9 protein-coding genes and 1 pseudogene are annotated in these 15,416 nt (G+C 74.6%); 8 read left to right on the top strand and 2 right to left on the bottom strand.

The features are described from left to right. Window positions 1-260: 260 nt before the first annotated feature. On the bottom strand, window positions 261-2,318 hold the full coding sequence (locus tag HDR73_RS05355) for a glycogen debranching protein (RefSeq protein ID WP_223842733.1): 2,058 nt from the start codon (window positions 2,316-2,318) through the stop codon (window positions 261-263). Between the two features lie 19 nt (window positions 2,319-2,337). On the opposite strand from HDR73_RS05355, the gene HDR73_RS05350 reads away from it, so the two are divergent. The 8 genes from HDR73_RS05350 (at window position 2,338) to HDR73_RS05310 (ending at window position 14,443) form a co-directional block, all read left to right on the top strand. Further along, window positions 2,338-3,543 (top strand): cysteine desulfurase family protein, encoded by a 1,206-nt coding sequence (locus HDR73_RS05350; protein WP_012298450.1) that lies wholly within the window; start codon window positions 2,338-2,340, stop codon window positions 3,541-3,543. Further along, on the top strand, window positions 3,540-4,733 hold the full coding sequence (mnmA, locus tag HDR73_RS05345; protein WP_012298451.1) for a tRNA 2-thiouridine(34) synthase MnmA: 1,194 nt from the start codon (window positions 3,540-3,542) through the stop codon (window positions 4,731-4,733). The genes HDR73_RS05350 and mnmA overlap by 4 nt, the downstream gene beginning before the upstream one ends. Before the next feature lie 7 nt (window positions 4,734-4,740). After that, a complete protein-coding gene (gene ligA / locus HDR73_RS05340) occupies window positions 4,741-7,284 on the top strand; it encodes an NAD-dependent DNA ligase LigA (protein WP_012298452.1) in 2,544 nt (847 codons plus the stop codon). A 112-nt stretch (window positions 7,285-7,396) separates the two neighbouring features. After that, window positions 7,397-8,767, top strand: a complete 1,371-nt coding sequence (locus HDR73_RS05335; RefSeq protein ID WP_041464434.1) for an alpha/beta hydrolase — start codon at window positions 7,397-7,399, stop codon at window positions 8,765-8,767. A 598-nt stretch (window positions 8,768-9,365) separates the two neighbouring features. Next, window positions 9,366-9,749: an Asp-tRNA(Asn)/Glu-tRNA(Gln) amidotransferase subunit GatC gene (gene gatC / locus HDR73_RS05325; RefSeq protein WP_012298454.1), complete on the top strand. Its 384-nt coding sequence runs from the start codon at window positions 9,366-9,368 to the stop codon at window positions 9,747-9,749. A 7-nt stretch (window positions 9,750-9,756) separates the two neighbouring features. Beyond that, a complete protein-coding gene (gene gatA / locus HDR73_RS05320) occupies window positions 9,757-11,307 on the top strand; it encodes an Asp-tRNA(Asn)/Glu-tRNA(Gln) amidotransferase subunit GatA (protein WP_012298455.1) in 1,551 nt (516 codons plus the stop codon). Then, the gene (gatB, locus tag HDR73_RS05315; RefSeq protein ID WP_012298456.1) at window positions 11,307-12,809 is read left to right on the top strand and encodes an Asp-tRNA(Asn)/Glu-tRNA(Gln) amidotransferase subunit GatB; all 1,503 of its coding nucleotides are present in this window, start codon (window positions 11,307-11,309) and stop codon (window positions 12,807-12,809) included. The genes gatA and gatB overlap by 1 nt, the downstream gene beginning before the upstream one ends. Next, window positions 12,806-14,443 (top strand): ABC-F family ATP-binding cassette domain-containing protein, encoded by a 1,638-nt coding sequence (locus tag HDR73_RS05310; RefSeq protein WP_012298457.1) that lies wholly within the window; start codon window positions 12,806-12,808, stop codon window positions 14,441-14,443. The genes gatB and HDR73_RS05310 overlap by 4 nt, the downstream gene beginning before the upstream one ends. Before the next feature lie 18 nt (window positions 14,444-14,461). Here HDR73_RS05310 and HDR73_RS05305 read toward each other — a convergent pair. Then, window positions 14,462-15,416: pseudogene (locus tag HDR73_RS05305) on the bottom strand (hypothetical protein); the annotation flags it as partial.

The raw sequence follows: 15,416 nt of genomic DNA, 5'->3' as shown, positions 1-15,416 counted from the left end.
GGCGGGTGAGCGTGCGGCGCCGGTCGGTCGGACCGGCGGCCGGTCCATCGGCGGGCGCTGCGTCGGGGGAGCGGTCGCCGCGCGGGGCGGGGGACTCGTCGGTCATGTGCGGCGTCCTCGTGGTTCTGGGCGCGGCGGTGCGCGGCGGATCATGCGGGTGCCTCCAGCAGAGCACACGATCCCTGCCGGGCGCGAACCCGCCGCGACCCCCGTCCGGGCCGCGCGCGGTGCGGCTGGCGGGGACGGCGTCCCGGGCGCGCTCAGCGGGCCAGGTAGATCCGCAGGGCCGGCCCGTCGACCTCGACGCGGTCGCCGGGCGCGTCGTCGATCGACACGACCTCGGGCCGCTCCCACTCGCTCGACCAGAGGAGGCGCCAGCGCGTCACGCCGTCGTGCTCCGGCAGCGTCACCGTCGCGCGGGTCTCCTGCCCGTGGACGACGACGAGCACCGTGTTCGGGCCCTCGGTCTCGGGGGTGGAGGTGCTGATCCACTGCAGCGTGCGCGTGCCGGCGGACTCCCAGGCCGCCTCCGTCATGGGTGCGCCGTCCGCGTCGCGCCAGGCGAGGACCGACGCGCTCGGCACGGTCGCGTCGGGCTCCGCGTAGCGCACGGGCCGGAGCGCCGGGTTGTCCCGCCGGATGCGGATGAGGTGGCGCGTGGTCGCCTCCAGGTCCATCCGCCAGGCATCCTCGTCCCAGCGCATCCACGTGGCGGCGTTGTCGAGGCAGTAGCCGTTGTTGTTGCCGCGCTGCGAGCGGCCGCGCTCGTCGCCCATCGTGATCATCGGGATCCCCGCCGAGACGAGGAGCGTGCCGAGGAGGTTGCGGGAGGACCGCCTGCGGGCGGCGAGGATCCGGGCGTCGCGCGTCGGCCCCTCCACGCCGTGGTTCCACGAGCGGTTCGCGTCCGTGCCGTCGCGGTTGGACTCGCCGTTGCCGCTGTTGTGCTTGCGGTCGTAGGAGGTGAGGTCGGCGAGCGTAAAGCCGTCGTGCGCCGTGACGAAGGAGACGGAGGCGAGCGGGCCGCGGTCGGCGGCGAAGGTGCCCGAGGATCCTGCAAGGCAGGAGGCGAGGGCGCCCACGCCGTTCGGCGCGCCGCCGGTGCGCCGGGACGCGGCCACGTCGGCGAGCCAGAAGTCGCGCACGACGTCGCGGTAGCCGTCGTTCCACTCGCTCCAGCCGGATCCGAACCCGCCCGTGCGCCAGCCGCCCATGCCCACGTCCCACGGCTCGGCGATCATCAGCAGGCCCGCGAGCGCCTCGTCCTCGACGATCGCGCGCAGCAGCGGATGCGCCGGGTCGAAGTCCACGCGCTCGTCGCGCCCGAGGGTGACGGCGAGGTCGAAGCGGAAGCCGTCGACGCCCATCACGTCGGACCAGTGCTCCAGCGAGTCGAGCACGAGGCGCTGCGCGTCCGGCCGGGACAGGTCGACCGTGTTGCCGCACCCCGTCACGTCGATGGGCGTGCCGTCGGGCGCGTGCCGGTAGTAGCGGGATCCGTCGATGCCGCGGAGGCTGGTGACCGGACCGTCGGCGCCCTCCTCGGCGGTGTGGTTGTAGACGACGTCGAGCACGACCTGGATCCCCGCGGCGTGCAGCGCGTCGACCATGCCGCGGAACTCGGCCGCGACCGCGTCGGCCCCCGCGTCGCGTGCGGCGCGGGTGGCGTAGGGCGCGTGCGGCGCGAGGTACGCGAGCGTGTTGTAGCCCCAGTGGTTGATCCGGCCCTGCGCCCGCAGACGTTCCTCGCTCGTGGAGGCGTGCACCGGCAGCAGCTCGACCGTCGTGATCCCCAGGTCGACCAAGCGCTCCACGGTGGAGGCGTGCCCGAGCCCCGCGTACGTGCCGCGCAGCTCCTCGGGCAGCCGCTCGTCGGTCTTCGTGAAGCCACGCACGTGCAGCTCGTAGAGCACCTGGCGGTCGCGGGGCACGACGGGTCGCGCGGCGCGGCGGGCGGCGCGCTCCTCGGCGGGCACCTCGCGCGTGACGACCGAGCGCCACGCGGCGGGGCCGACCTGCACGAGGCCGCGCGCGTAGGGGTCCAGCAGGTGGCGCGTCGGGTCGAAGGAGTCGCCGGGCGCGGGGTCGCCGTCGACGCGCACGGAGTACGCGGTGCCGGGGACGAGCCGGGCGCTGGATCCCGTCCACACGCCGCCGTCGCCCCGCTCCATCGCGACGACCTCGGCCACGCGGCGCGGGTCGTCGGCGGCCGAGACGGTGAGCTCCACGGCGGACGCGCCGTGGCTCACGAGGCGCAGCGTGCCGCCCTGGTCGGAGAGCGTCAGCCCCAGGGGCACGGGCGGTCCGGGGCGCGGCATGCGACCTAGGGTAGGGGGCATGACGGTCTACCTGGACCACGCGGCGACCACGCCCATGCGGCCCGAGGCCATCGCCGCGCTCGCCGGCGCGCTCACCCTCGTGGGGAACCCGTCCTCCATCCACTCGCACGGCCAGGAGGCGAGGCGCGTGCTGGAGGAGGCGCGCGAGGCCATCGCCCGGGCGCTCGACGCGGACCCCGTCGAGGTCGTCCTCACCTCCGGCGGCACGGAGTCGGTAAACCTCGGGATCAAGGGGCTGCACGGCGCGCAGGTCACGGCGGATCCCCGGCGCACCCGCATTCTCGTGCCCGACGGCGAGCACCACGCCACGGTCGACACGGTCGAGTGGCTCGAGCGACGCGGCGCCGTCGTGGAGCGGCTGCCCATCGACGACCTCGGGCGCATCCGCGTCGACGCGGTCGCCGCCGCGCTCGCCGCGGATCCCGGATCCGTCTCCCTGCTCACCTTCCTCGCCGCGAGCAACGAGGTCGGCACGATCCAGCCGGTCGAGGAGCTCGCGGCGCTCGCCGCATCGCACGGCGTGCCCGTGCACGTCGACGCGGTGGCGGCCCTCGGCCACATGCCGGTGCCGTTCCGGCGCTGGCGCGACGCGGGGGTCCACGCCGTCAGCGTCTCCGCGCACAAGGTCGGCGGGCCCGTCGGCAGCGGCGCGCTCGTGCTCGCGCGGCAGGCGACCGTGGATCCGCAGATCCACGGCGGAGGCCAGCAGCGGCAGGTGCGCTCGGGCACGCAGGACGCGGCCTCCGCGGTGGCCTTCGCGACGGCCGTGACGCTGGCGGTCGCCGAGCTCGACGCCGAGCGCGTCCGGCTGCAGGCGCTCCGCGACCGGCTCGTCGCGACCGCGCTCCGCGACGTGACGGGGGCCGTCCTCCGTGGCGACCCGGATCCCGCCGGCCGCCTCCCCGGCAACGCCCACCTCACCTTCGCCGGCTGCCAGGGCGACTCGCTCCTGCTCCTCCTCGACATGGCGGGCGTCTCCGTCTCCACGGGATCCGCGTGCCAGGCCGGCGTGCCCGAGGTCTCGCACGTGCTGCTCGGCATGGGGATCCCGGAGGACGAGGCCCGCGGCGCACTCCGCTTCACCCTCGGCCGCACCACGACCGACGCGGACGTCGACGCGCTCCTCGCGGCGCTCCCCGACGCCGTCGCGCGGGCCTCCCTGGCGGGTCTCGCGGGTCGCGCGGCGCGTAAGCTCGGCGGGTGAAGATCCTCGCAGCGATGAGTGGCGGAGTCGACTCCGCCGTGGCCGCCGCCCGCGCCGTCGACGCCGGGCACGACGTGACGGGCGTGCACCTGGCCCTCAGCCGGATGCCCGGCACGCTGCGCACCGGATCCCGCGGCTGCTGCACCGTCGAGGACTCGATGGACGCGCGCCGCGCCGCCGACCTGCTCGGCATCCCCTTCTACGTCTGGGACTTCTCCGAGCGCTTCGCGGCCGACGTGGTCGACGACTTCGTCGCCGAGTACCAGGCCGGCCGCACCCCCAACCCGTGCATGCGCTGCAACGAGCGGATCAAGTTCGCCGCGCTCCTGGAGAAGGCGCTCGACCTCGGCTTCGACGCGGTGTGCACGGGGCACTACGCGGACGTGCTCCCGGGACCCGACGGGCAGCCCGAGCTGCACCGCGCGGCCGCGTGGGCCAAGGACCAGTCGTACGTCCTGGGCGTGCTCACCGCGGAGCAGATCGCGCACTCGTACTTCCCGCTCGGATCCACGCCGTCCAAGGCCGAGGTGCGCGCGGAGGCCGCCGCACGCGGGATCCAGGTCGCCCAGAAGCCCGACAGCCACGACATCTGCTTCATCCCCGACGGCGACACGCGCGGCTGGCTGGCCGACCGCGTGGGGGCTGAGCCCGGCGACATCCTCGACGGCGAGGGGAACGCGATCGGCACGCACCAGGGCGCCGCGGCGTTCACGGTCGGGCAGCGCAAGGGCCTCGCGATCGGCACGCCGGCGCCCGACGGCCGCCCGCGGTTCGTGCTGGAGATCCGGCCGAAGGACAACACGGTCGTCGTCGGCCCGCAGGAGGCGCTCGCGATCCGCGAGATCGCCGGGTCCTCGTACACCTGGGCCGGGACGCCGCCCACGCGGCCGGACCAGCCGTTCGACTGCGACGTGCAGATCCGCGCCCACGCCGACCCCGTGCCCGCGCGCGCGGCGGTGTCGGTGGTCGATGGCAGCATGCAGCTCGTGATCACCCCGAGAGACCCCCTGCACGGCGTCGCCCCCGGCCAGACCGCCGTCGTCTACGCCGGCACGCGCGTGCTCGGCCAGGTCACCATCGACCGCACCGTGAGCGCCGTCGCCGATGCCCGGCCGCCCGTGCGCGACGCGGGCCCGGCCGACGCCGCCCCGGCCGCCGCCGCCCTCGTCGGCGCGACGGCAGGGGAGTGAGCGGCGCGTGAGCGACACGACGACCGGATCCGACGCGGCCGACGCCGCCGTCCCCGCCACCACCCCCGCCGACCTCGAGGCCGCGAGCGCCCGGGTCGACGAGCTGCGTGCCGAGATCGAGCGCCACCGCGACGCGTACTACGGGGAGACCGGCGGCACCGTCTCCGACGCCGAGTACGACGCGCTCGAGCGGGAGCTGCGCGCGATCGAGGACGCGCATCCGACGCTCCGCAGCCAGGACAGCCCCACGCAGACGGTCGGCGGCCGCGCCGAGACCACGCTCTTCGCGCCCGTCACGCACGCCGAGCGCATGCTCAGCCTCGACAACGTGTTCAGCGAGGAGGAGCTGGCCGAGTGGGCCGCGAAGGTGGAGCGCGACGCCGGCAGGGGCCGTGTCCGCTACCTCTCCGAGCTCAAGATCGACGGGCTCGCCATCAACCTCCGCTACGAGCACGGCGTGCTCGTCACGGCGGCCACGCGCGGCGACGGCGTCGTCGGCGAGGACGTCACGCAGAACGTCCTCACCATGGGCACGGTCCCCGAGCGGCTCGCCGGATCCGGGCACCCGCCGCTCGTCGAGGTGCGCGGCGAGATATTCTTCCCCGTCGCCGAGTTCGACGAGCTGAACGCCCGGCAGCTGGAGGTCGGAGAGCGCGTCTTCGCGAACCCGCGCAACGCCGCCGCCGGGTCGCTCCGGCAGAAGGAGGAGGGCAAGAGCCCCGCGCGGCTCGAGCTCATGCACGCGCGCATCCGCCGCCTCCGCATGCTCGTGCACGGCATCGGCGCGTGGCCCGTCCGCGAGCTCGAGCGCGACGCGCACGTGTCCGCGCAGTCCGAGGTCTACGGCTTGCTGGAGGCGTGGGGCCTGCCCATCTCCACGCACTTCCGCGTGTTCGACGACATCGCCGAGGTCGCGGGGTTCGTGCGACGCCAGGGGGCGGATCGCGCCGCGGTCGAGCACCAGATCGACGGCATCGTCGTCAAGGTCGACGACCTGGGATTGCACGAGGAGCTCGGGGCCACCAGCCGCGCACCCCGTTGGGCCACCGCCTACAAGTACCCGCCCGAGGAGGTCAACACGACGCTCCTCGACATCGTCGTCAGCGTCGGCCGCACCGGCCGGGCCACGCCCTTCGCGGTCATGGAGAAGGTCGAGGTCGCCGGATCCGAGGTGCGCCAGGCCACGCTGCACAACCAGCAGGTCGTGAAGGCCAAGGGCGTGCTCATCGGCGACACGGTCGTGCTGCGCAAGGCCGGCGACGTCATCCCCGAGGTGCTCGGCCCGGTCGTCGAGCTCCGCACGGGGAAGGAGCACGAGTTCGTCATGCCCACGCTCTGCCCCGAGTGCCAGACGCCGCTCAAGCCCGCCAAGGAGGGGGACATCGACCTCCGCTGCCCGAACGCGCGCAGCTGCCCGGCGCAGGTCCGCGGCCGCGTCGAGCACGTCGCCTCGCGCGGCGCTCTCGACATCGAGGGCCTCGGCGAGGTCGCCGCTGCCGCCCTCACGCAGCCGCTCGAGCCGGAGGATCCTCCGCTCGAGACCGAGGCGGGCCTCTTCGAGCTCACGATGGCCGACCTCGTGCCCATCACGGTGGTCGTGCGCGACGCCGAGACCGGCATGGTGAAGGTCGACGAGAAGACGGGCGAGGCCAAGCGCGTCACGCCGTTCCGCCGCAAGCGGGTGCTGAAGCGCGACGGCGCGTTCGATCCCGCCGAGCCGTGGGGCGACGAGGCCTCCGTGCCCTCGAAGTCCGCCGAGGTGCTGCTCGAGAACCTCGAGAAGGCGAAGACCCAGGACCTCTGGCGAATCCTCGTCGCCCTCAGCATCCGGCACGTCGGCCCGGTCGCGGCACGCGCCCTGGCGGGCTGGTTCGGCTCGCTCGACGTGATCCGCGCCGCCAGCCGCGAGGAGCTCGCGGCGGTCGACGGCGTGGGCGGCATCATCGCCGACGCGCTGCTCGACTGGTTCGAGGTCGACTGGCACCGCGAGATCGTCGCGCGCTGGGAGAAGGCGGGCGTCGTCACGGCGGTGCCCGGCCATCCGGGTCCGGGTGCCGCGGCGGCCGCGGGCGGCGTGCTCGCCGGGCTCGCGGTCGTGGCCACGGGATCCCTGGAGGGCTACACCCGCGAGGGCGCGCTCGAGGCGATCATGGCCGCCGGCGGCAAGGCCGGATCCAGCGTCAGCAAGAAGACCCACTACGTCGCGGCCGGTCCCGGCGCCGGCTCCAAGCTCGGCAAGGCGGAGGCGCTCGGCGTGCGCATCATCGACGCCGCCGAGTTCCGCCTGCTCGTGGAGCAGGGGCCCGACGCCATCGCGCTGCCCGAGGCGGATCCGGTGCCGGACGCGGCGGAGACCGCACCGGACGGCGGGTCGGCCGAGGACGCGACCGCCGCGACCGCTGGGGCCGCTGAGGCCGCCACCGCCGAGGCGAAGCCGAAGCGCGCCCGGAAGCGGAAGGCGCCCGCCGCCGCGGCTGCCGCGCCCCCGACGGACGTCGAGGCGGGAACCGCGGTCCACGCCGAGCCGGACGGACCCGCAGAGACCCCCTGATCGGGCCTCCCGCCCGCCACTCCGCGTCGATACGATGAAGGCACGCGTCGGCGCGGGCGCGCCTCACCCCGGCGCCGGCCGTGCCACGCCGGATTCTGGGGGATCTCGAACCGTGACGACTCGCGTGCGCGCGCTGCTCACCGCCTCGGCCGTCGCCTGCGGGCTGGTCGTGGGGTTCCTGGCACCCGCGACCACGGCCCGTGTCGCGCCCCCGCCGCCCGCCGTCCTCGCCGGGCCGGACGCGGCGGATCCGACCACGGGCGCGCACCTGCCGAGCCCGGCGCGCGTGGTCCAGCAGCTCCGCGACCAGGACGTCTCCGACCGGACGCTCCGCGACACGGCTCCCGTCGCGCTGCTGGGCGCGCTGCCCGCGCTCGACGTCCCGGAGCTCCGGCGGCTCGCCCGCGCGATCCCCGCCACGATCCGCGAGCTCGTCCGCCGTCCGCCGTCCGTCTCGAGCGTCGCCGCATGGTGGTCGGGCCTCGCGCAGGAGGAGCGCCGGGACCTCACCGAGGGGATGCCCGAGCTCGTCGGCAACCTGGAGGGGATCCCCCTGGTCGAGCGCGACGCCGCCAACCGCCGCCTCCTCGACCAGCGCGAGCGCGAGCTCCACGCCAGCGCCTCGACCACGTCGGGGCGCGGCGCGCAGCAGGCGCTCGGGGCCGACCTCGCCATGCTCGCCGAGGTGCGGCGGGCGCTGGAGCCTGCGGCGGGAGGCCCCGCGCGGTCGCTGCTGACGCTCGACACGACGTGGCCGGGACGGGCAGGCGTCGTGATGGGCGACCTCGACACGGCGGCGTACGTCTCCATCGTGGTGCCCGGCATGTTCTACTCCGTGTCCGACCGCCTGGTCGACTGGACGGACGTCGCCGCACGGCTCCAGCAGCAGCAGACGACATTGCTCGGCCCGGCCGCGGCCGACGGCGGCGTCGCCACCATCTCCTGGATCGGCTACCGCACGCCCGACCTCCTGGGCGTCGGATCCCTCGACCTCGCCTACGAGGGCGCGCAGTACCTCGAGGACGCCATCCAGGGGATCCAGGGCCTGCGCCGCGACGACCCGCCGTACCTCTCCGTCATCGCGCACTCCTACGGGTCGACCGCGGCGCTCCTCGCGCTCTCCAGCGGTCGGGCCTCCGTCGACGCGCTGGCCATGGTGGGTTCCCCGGGCGGCGCCGTGCGCGACGCCGGGGAGCTGGACGTGCCCGCCGGCCGCGTGTTCGTGGGGGAGGCACCGTGGGATCCGGTGGTCGGCTCGTCGTACTTCGGCTCGGACCCAGGCAGCGCGTCGTTCGGCGCCGAGCACTTCGGGGTCGCCGGCACGGGCGCGGCCGGGGGCGTCTCGGCCGACGGATCGCTCGCGGGCGTCGCCGGGCACAACAGCTACTTCGACCGCGGCACGGAGTCCTTCCGCAACCTCGCGCTCATCGGCATCGGCCGCCCGGTCGCGCACGACCTCGTCGCGGACGCGAGCGGCAGGTAGTCGCGACGACGGCCAGGTGGCCGGGCAGCGCAGCGCGCCGGACGGGCGGCGGGCCGGCGACGGCCGTGGCGAGGCCCGGCCATGTCGAGGCCCGGCCGCGGTCAGCCGCGGCTGCGCTCGGCGTACTCCAGCCGCACGTCGTCCGGGCCCGTGGCGATGCCCGTCGTCCACCTCCAGCGACGACACCCGGGCGAGGTCCTGGAAGTACCGCGCCTCCAGGCCGCCGTCCTCGCACGGGAGCCCTCCGGGGACGACCGCGGAGAGCATGCCGTCGCCCTTCTCGGCCATGCGGCCGGAGTAGTCGTTGCAGGGGCCGCGTCCGCTGACCTCGCCGCCGCCGACGCGCATCGTGATCAGCGTGCCGCCGACGCCGAGGTCGCCCGCGGAGTCGGACCCCTGGACGAGGTGCCAGTTGCCGCGCACGTCGCTCACGGGCGCGCATCCGGCCAGCGGCACGAGGGCCAGGGCGGCGAGGGCGGCGGCCGCGGCCCCGCGGGGGCGCCGGGATCGGCGGCGGGCGGGGATCCGGGCGGCGGTGGGCATGGGGTCACGCTAATAGAATCTCCCGGTACCCCCGCACACAGTCCTTTGGAGACGCATGCCCGACACCCGGCCCGAGCCCGCCGACGCGACCAGCGGGGACGAGACCCCCCAGGCGCCGACCACGGGGTCGCCGACCCCCACGGAGCAGATCAGCCGGGAGCAGGTGGAGCACCTCGCCGGCCTGGCGCGCATCCGCCTGAGCCCCGAGGAGATCGACACGCTCACGACCGAGCTCGGCCTCATCGTCGAGTCGGTCGCGAAGGTGACGGCGGTCGCGGGGCCCGACGTCCCCGCCACGAGCCACCCGATCCCGCTCGTCAACGTCTACCGGCCCGACGTGCCGGGGGAGACCCTCACCACCGCGCAGGCCCTCGCGGGCGCACCCGAGCACGACGGATCCCGCTTCAAGGTGTCGGCGATCCTCGGCGAAGAGCAGTAGGAGCACCATGACCGACGACCTCACGCGCCTCAGCGCCGCCGACCTCGCCGACCGCCTCGCATCCCGCGACGTGTCGAGCGTCGACGCCGTGCGCGCCCACCTCGACCGCATCGACCACGTCGACGGCGACGTCCACGCGTTCCTGCACGTCTCCGGGGAACTCGCGCTCGGGCGCGCCGCCGAGATCGACGCGCAGCGCGCCGACGGCGCTCCGCTCGGCCCGCTCGCGGGCGTGCCCATCGCCATCAAGGACGTGCTCTGCACGATCGACATGCCGTCCACCGCGGGCTCCCGCATGCTCGAGGGCTGGACCCCGCCGTACGACGCCACCGTCGTGCAGCGCCTCCGTGCCGCGGGCCTCGTGCCGCTCGGCAAGACCAACATGGACGAGTTCGCGATGGGATCCTCCACCGAGCACTCCGCGTTCGGCGCCACGCACAACCCGTGGGACCTCAACCGCATCCCCGGCGGCTCGGGCGGCGGATCCGCGGCCGCGGTCGCCGCGTTCGAGGCGCCCGTCGCGCTCGGCTCCGACACGGGCGGATCCATCCGCCAGCCCGCCGCCGTCACCGGCTCGGTCGGCGTCAAGCCCACCTACGGCGGCGTCAGCCGCTACGGCGCCATCGCGCTCGCCTCCAGCCTCGACCAGGTCGGCCCCGTCTCCCGGACGGTGCTCGACTCGGCGCTCGTGCACGACGTCATCGGCGGGCACGACCCGCGCGACTCCACCTCGCTCACCGACCAGTGGCCCTCGTTCGCCGAGGCCGCGCGCGCCGGACAGCGCGAGGGATCCGTGAAGGGCCTCCGCATCGGCGTCGTGAAGCAGCTCGACGGCGAGGGCTTCCAAGCCGGCGTCACGCAGCGCTTCCGCGAGGCGCTCGCGCTCCTCGAGCAGGCGGGCGCCGAGATCGTCGGAGTCTCCGCCCCGAACTTCGAGCACGCCATCGCCGCGTACTACCTGATCCTCCCCGCGGAGGCGTCGAGCAACCTCGCCAAGTTCGACTCGGTGCGCTTCGGCCTCCGCGTGAACCCGCCCGGCGGCGGCACGGTCGAGGACGTCATGGCCGCGACCCGCGAGGCCGGCTTCGGCCCCGAGGTCAAGCGCCGCATCATCCTCGGCACCTACGCGCTGAGCGCCGGCTACTACGACGCGTACTACGGCAGCGCGCAGAAGGTCCGCACGCTCATCCAGCGCGACTTCGACGCCGCGTTCCAGCAGGTCGACGTGCTCGTCACCCCGTCCGCGCCCACGACGGCGTTCAAGCTGGGCGAGAAGCTCGACGACCCGCTGGCCATGTACCTCAACGACCTCACCACGATCCCCGCGAACCTCGCGGGCGTCCCCGGCATCGGCCTCCCTATCGGGCTCGCGCCCGAGGACGGCCTGCCCGTCGGGATCCAGTTCATGGCGCCGGCCCGCGAGGACGCGCGCCTCTACACGGTCGGCGCGGCGCTCGAGGGGATCCTCGAGCGGCAGTGGGGCGGGCCGCTGCTCGCCCAGGCCCCCGAGCTCGCGCGCGCCGCGACGCGCACCACCCTGGACGGAGACACGCACTGATGGCCAAGGCAGAGCTGATGGACTACGACGAGGCCATCGAGATGTTCGAGCCCGTGCTCGGGTTCGAGGTGCACGTGGAGCTCAACACGCGCACGAAGATGTTCTCCGACGCCCCGAACTTCTTCGGCGGCGAGCCCAACACCAACATCACGCCGGTCGACCTGGGTCTCCCGGGATCCCTGCCGGTGGTGAACGAGCAGGCGGTGAAGCACTCGATCAGCCTGGGCCTCGCGCTCGGCTGCGAGATCGCGCCGAGCTCCCGCTTCGCCCGGAAGAACTACTTCTACCCGGACCTCGCGAAGAACTACCAGATCAGCCAGTTCGACGAGCCCATCGCGTTCCGCGGATCCGTCGAGGTGGAGATGCCCGACGGCCGCATCGTGACGGTGCCGATCGAGCGCGCGCACATGGAGGAGGACGCCGGGAAGCTCACGCACGTGGGCGGCGCGACGGGCCGGATCCAGGGTGCCGACCACTCGCTCGTCGACTACAACCGGGCGGGCGTGCCGCTCGTGGAGATCGTCACCGACATCATCTACGGCGCGGAGGGCGAGGCCCCCGAGCTCGCGAAGGCGTACATGTCGACCATCCGCGACATCGTCGTGGCGCTCGGCATCTCCGACGCGAAGATGGAGCGCGGCAACCTCCGCTGCGACGCGAACATCTCCCTCTCGCCGCGCGGATCCGGGAAGCTCGGCACCCGCACGGAGACGAAGAACGTCAACTCGCTCCGCTCGGTCGAGCGCGCCATCCGCTACGAGATCCAGCGCCAGGCGGCCATCCTCGCCGCCGGCGGCACCATCACGCAGGAGACGCGGCACTGGCACGAGGACACCGGCCGCACCTCGGCCGGCCGCCCGAAGAGCGACGCCGACGACTACCGCTACTTCCCGGAGCCCGACCTGCTGCCCGTGCAGCCGAGCGCCGAGCTGATCGAGGAGCTGCGGGTGGCCCTGCCCGAGTCGCCCGCGATCCGCCGCCGCCGGCTGAAGGCCGAGTGGGGCTTCACCGACCTCGAGTTCCAGGACGTCGTGAACTCCGGTCTCCTCACCGAGCTGGTCGACACCGTCGAGGCCGGGGCAGCACCGCAGGCGGCGCGCAAGTGGTGGACGGGCGAGATCGCCCGCATCGCCAACGCGCGCGGCGTGGACGCCGCGACGCTCATCACCGCCGAGCAGGTTGCGTCGGTCATCGAGCTGGTCGAGGCCGGAACGCTGACGAACCGACTCGCGCGCGACGTGATCGAGGGCGTCATCGACGGCGAGGGCACCGCGCAGGAGGTCGTGGACGCCCGCGGGCTCGCCGTGGTCTCCGACGACGGCCCGCTCATCGCGGCCATCGACGAGGCGCTGCAGGCGCAGCCCGACGTGCTCGCGAAGATCCGCGACGGCAAGGTGCAGGCCGCCGGTGCCGTCATCGGCGCCGTGATGAAGGCCATGCGCGGCCAGGCGGACGCGGCCCGTGTCCGCGAGCTCGTGCTGGAGCGTGCGCAGGCGTCGTGACCGCCACCCTCGTCGCCCAGCGCCTCTCGGGCGGCCACGGCCACCGCACGCTGTTCTCCGGGCTCGACCTCACGGTCGCGCCCGGGGACGTCGTGGGCCTCGTCGGCGCGAACGGCGCCGGCAAGAGCACGCTGCTGCGGTTGCTCGCCGGGGTCGACGCGCCGCAGGACGGGCGCGTGATCCTCTCTCCCGCCGACGCGTTCATCGGCTGGCTGCCCCAGGAGCACGAGCGCATCCCCGGGGAGACCGTCGCGGGCTACGTCGCCCGCCGCACGGGCTGCGCCGAGGCGTCCGCGGAGCTGGACCGCACGGCCGTCGCGCTCGGCGAGGGCGCGCCCGGCGCCGACGACGCGTACGGCACCGCCCTCGACCGCTGGATGGCGAGCGGCGCGGCCGACCTCGACGAGCGCCTCCCGGTCACCCTCGCGGAGCTGGGCCTCAACCTCGATCCCGAGCTGCCGACCGCCGGCCTCTCCGGCGGCCAGGCCGCGCGCGTGGCCCTGGCCGCGCTGCTGCTCAGCCGCTTCGACATCGTGCTCCTCGACGAGCCCACCAACGACCTCGACCTCGACGGCCTCGCCCGGCTCGAGTCGTTCGTGCGCGGCCTCCGCGGCGGCGTCGTCCTCGTGTCGCACGATCGCGAGTTCCTCGCCCGCTGCGTCACGACCGTGGTCGAGCTGGATCTCGCGCAGGACAGCGTCCGCGTGTACGAGGGCGGCTACGACGCGTTCCTCGAGGAACGCCAGGTCGCGCGCCGCCACGCGCGCGAGGCGTACGAGCAGTTCGCGGACACGAAGGCGGACCTCGTGTCCCGGGCCCGCACGCAGCGCGAGTGGTCGTCGCAGGGCGTCCGCAACGCGATGCGCAAGTCGCCCGACAACGACAAGATCCGCCGCAAGGCCGCGGCCGAGTCCAGCGAGAAGCAGGGCCAGAAGGTCCGCCAGATGGAGAGCCGCATCGCGCGCCTCGAGGAGGTCGAGGAGCCGCGCAAGGAGTGGGAGCTGGCCTTCACGATCGGGCAGGCGCCGCGGTCGAGCGCCGTGGTCGCGACCCTGCGGGAGGCGACCGTCACGCGCGGCGGCTTCACCCTCGGTCCCGTGTCGCTCCAGGTCGAGGGCGGCGACCGCATCGGGATCACCGGACCGAACGGCGCCGGGAAGTCCACGCTGCTCGGGCTGATCCTCGGCCGCATCGTGCCGGACACGGGCGACGCGTCGCCCGGCCGCAGCGTGCAGGTGGGGGAGATCGACCAGGCGCGCGCGTCGCTCCGCGGCGAGCTGCCCCTCGCCGAGTCTTTCGCGGAGCAGGTCCCGGATCTGTCGCCCGCCGAGGTCCGCACGCTCCTCGCGAAGTTCGGCCTGCGCGCCGACCACGTCACGCGTCCCGTCGACGGCCTCTCGCCCGGCGAGCGGACGCGCGCGGGTCTCGCGCTGCTGCAGGCGCGCGGCGTGAACCTGCTGGTGCTCGACGAGCCGACCAACCACCTCGACCTGCCCGCCATCGAGCAGCTCGAGCAGGCGCTCGACAGCTACGACGGCACGCTCCTGCTCGTCACGCACGACCGGCGGATGCTCGACGCCGTGCGGCTCGACCGGCACTGGCACGTGGACGCGGGCGTCGTCACCGGGTCCTGACGCCCGCGGCCGTCGCCGCTACTGGTAGGTGATGAGGTCGGGCACGGGCGAGACCTCGCGCATGGTCTGCTCGGGGGTCAGCATCGGCTTGTCCTCGTCGATGAAGTTCTTCCAGCCCCAGGCCATCCCCGCGGGCGCGTCGGCGTGCAGGGCGCGCCACGTGGCCTGCTTGTCGGGCTGGCCGCCCTGCCCGTCCGCGTGCACGAGCATCGCGAGCTCCGGGTGGCCCATGTCGAGCGATGCGCGGTCCTGGATCATGCTGAGCCGGAACTGGTGCAGCACGAGCATCTTCTGCGGGAGGCCGCGGTCGCGGACGACGCCGGCGAGCCAGTCGGTGGTGGCGTCGACCTCGGCGGCCGACACGCTGCCGATCTGCTTCAGCGGCACCTGGTCGGGGCCGAGCCGCCACTCGGGATCGAGCGCGAGGCCCACGCCCGGCTGCGCGAGCACGGACTCGTAGCGCTTGGCCTGGGTGAGGAAGTCGGTGCGGCCGGGCTGCAGGTCGATGACGACGTAGACGCCCGCGTCCCTCGCCGCGTCGATCCACGGCTGCAGCGTCTCGACGGGCACCTCGGAGGAGTAGTCGCCGTCGTCGCCCGCCGCGCCCGCGGCGACCGTGGCGATGAGCTCGAACATGGGGATCACGGGCTCGTCGGAGTAGGGCTGGTACTCGGCGGCCTGGGCCTTCGCGCGCGCCACGGCGTCCGTGGGGCCCTGCTCGCCGAGCACCCCGAGCGCGCCCGTGCCCGCGGCGCCGTAGAGGGCGACGTAGCGCTTGCCCGGCAGCACGAGCTGGCCGCCGCCCGGCAGCTGGTCGCCCGTGGCCGCGGTGCGGATCCGGCCCTCGAGCGACGCGTCGTCCGCGTAGGCGGCACCCACCGCGATGGTGCTGGTGGCGGCGGCGTCGTGCAGCGCGGTGACCGCGTCGGCCGACGCGCGCGGATCCGGCGTCGCCTCGGGCACGACGGTGACG

It is taken from the genome of Clavibacter sp. (assembly GCF_014802555.1).
GTDB lineage: Bacteria > Actinomycetota > Actinomycetes > Actinomycetales > Microbacteriaceae > Clavibacter > Clavibacter sepedonicus.
Note: the sequence above shows the minus strand (reverse complement) of the source record. Positions and strands in the feature narration are given on the sequence as shown.